We start from the raw sequence: 377 nt of genomic DNA, 5'->3' as shown, positions 1-377 counted from the left end.
TGCCTTAAATATTGTGTTACAAGATCACATAAAAATAATTGACGCTAAATGGAATTATTTATTTACTTGGATGACAGATAAACAAAAAGAGACTTTTTTCGATAATAAAGAAACATTACCTTACTTTATTCATTTCACCGGCCCTAGAAAAATGTGGCACATCGAGCATGAAGGTTTGTCACAAAATTTATATCAATTCTATAAACATTTCACGCCGTGGAGTAATGACGTCTTAAAATCTTACAAAAATAAAATGAGAGCGGTTGATTATAGAGTTTATGCCAAACAATTTTTTCGAAAAGGGGCGATAGTTAAGGGAATAAAAAGTTACTTAATGTATTTATATAGAAAATTAAATCGTCATTAAATTAAGGAAG

The 377-nt window shown here is 29.2% G+C and carries 1 protein-coding gene; it reads left to right on the top strand.

All coding sequences use genetic code 11. From position 1 onward, the window contains the following. Positions 1-367, top strand: a 367-nt coding sequence (locus tag A9G03_RS02790) for a glycosyltransferase (RefSeq protein ID WP_218837065.1), incomplete at its 5' end; no start/stop codon positions are given. Positions 368-377 lie beyond the last annotated feature (10 nt).

This window comes from Gilliamella sp. wkB171, from assembly GCF_001693755.1.
In the GTDB taxonomy this organism is placed as follows: domain Bacteria; phylum Pseudomonadota; class Gammaproteobacteria; order Enterobacterales; family Orbaceae; genus Gilliamella; species Gilliamella apicola_F.
This window is presented reverse-complemented; position numbering and strand designations above follow the sequence as displayed.